At 52.5% G+C, this 1,499-nt stretch carries 2 protein-coding genes; both read right to left on the minus strand.

The window, feature by feature from the left end; translation table 11 throughout:
* Nucleotides 1–1,219, minus strand: a 1,219-nt coding sequence (locus tag QJQ48_RS28090; protein WP_346294486.1) for a relaxase/mobilization nuclease domain-containing protein, incomplete at its 3' end; no start/stop codon positions are given.
* Nucleotides 1,220–1,222: 3 nt separating this feature from the next.
* On the minus strand, nucleotides 1,223–1,499 hold a 277-nt coding region (locus tag QJQ48_RS28095), incomplete at its 5' end, for a hypothetical protein (RefSeq protein ID WP_346294487.1).

A 1,499-nucleotide genomic window follows, 5' to 3' on the forward strand; every position in this document is an offset into this window, starting at 1 on the left:
ATTTTTCTAGCGCTGTGGTGCGATCGCCTATCTCTTCTAGCTTGTCAATTTGCTCTGTCGCACGTTGGTTGTTGGCGCGGTTACGGGCTTTGCGTACTTCTTTGCCGAACTTTTCACCTAGCTCCAGCAGTCCGCCCGCTGCGGCGACGGTGCTACCGATAAAGGTAAGGCCATCCACTTCATCAGACTGCCGCGATAGACGTTCACCAGAGCGCTTAATCTTGCGGCCCTGCTGCTGGCGATCGCTGGAGTCTTCTTCAGCATCAGCCGTCTCCTGCATGATTTGCTTCATCGAGCGCTGGCGCTGCTTCTGGCGTTGTTTGCTATCTGCCTTGCTGCTACCTTCCGCCTCAGCAGGTTGCCACTCGGCATCAATGATTTGCTCTTTTTGCTCTGGTGATTCCGCCATGATTTGCTCTACCGCATTCATCGAATAGGCTCGTCCGAGCTGGCTTCCGGCAAAGGCAATACCGTCCTTCTCTAAGCTCCAGCCGCGATCGCTGAGCTGGCTGTCGATGCCCTGCCGGGATAAAAAGTCTGTGATGCCTTCAACCGAAGTAGCCTGCTCGATAGCGTTGTCAATCGCATCCTGAAGCTGCGTTCTGACAGTTGGCTGAGGTGGCTTGGAGCGCGGATGCTCTGAATTTTCATACTCTGTCTGCTCTGCCGCGAGGCGATGTACCTGCCCAGAAGGATCACGGCGGCGCCCCACTTCCCAGCTATTGGGCTCAGAGGTCAGGCCCATCTCTTGCTCCACGTCGCGGATTGCGTTTTGGAAGCGGTAGTAGTCCCAGGAAGTCGGAATGGCTGTACCATCTTCCCCGATCCGGTTAACCACCAAATGCAGATGGGGCCGTACCTCGTCACTATCTGGATAGGTTGTGTCCTCGTGCAGGTAGCCGACAGCTTGATGTTCGTCTAAGCCTGCCTTCTTTAGAAATCCAGTTGCTAGCTGGTGCCAATCCAACTTAGACAGCTCATCTTCCTCAGCGACAGAGATAGAGATGTGATAGCAAGGCTTTTCAACGCGATTGCTCTTAGCGGCTTGTGTTTCCATCGCTTCGGCAGTGGCGATTGGGTCAATCTCCTGACCCAGCAGAGCATCGATGCCTTGAGGCACAGAAGAATGGATAACCTGTGGCCGCTTATCCTCTCTCACGGCTACATAGCGGTGAGTGGCCCGAAAGTCTTTGGTTGTAGCTGCATTGACAATAGCCATTGATTAGCGTTGTTGAGCTTCTAAAAAAAGCTGCTTCAGCTTCTCTGCAAGTAGAGCAAAGTGGTACTCTACCGGGTCTTCGTCGGCATCAATTTCGGCACTGTGCCGAGAAAAAGAAACATCTAGTTCCGCTTCAATCACAAATCTCAGAGCAAACAACTGGGTCTCGATAGACGATAGACGTCGCCTGATATTAGACCAAGCGCTCTCTGAAATCTCTTCAGTTAAAGCAATCTCTCTAATGAACTGTGAAAGACTGATTCCCTGTTCACTAGCTCGA

It is taken from the genome of Sphaerothrix gracilis Ecp01, assembly GCF_030405905.1.
Lineage (GTDB): Bacteria > Cyanobacteriota > Cyanobacteriia > Phormidesmidales > Phormidesmidaceae > Sphaerothrix > Sphaerothrix gracilis.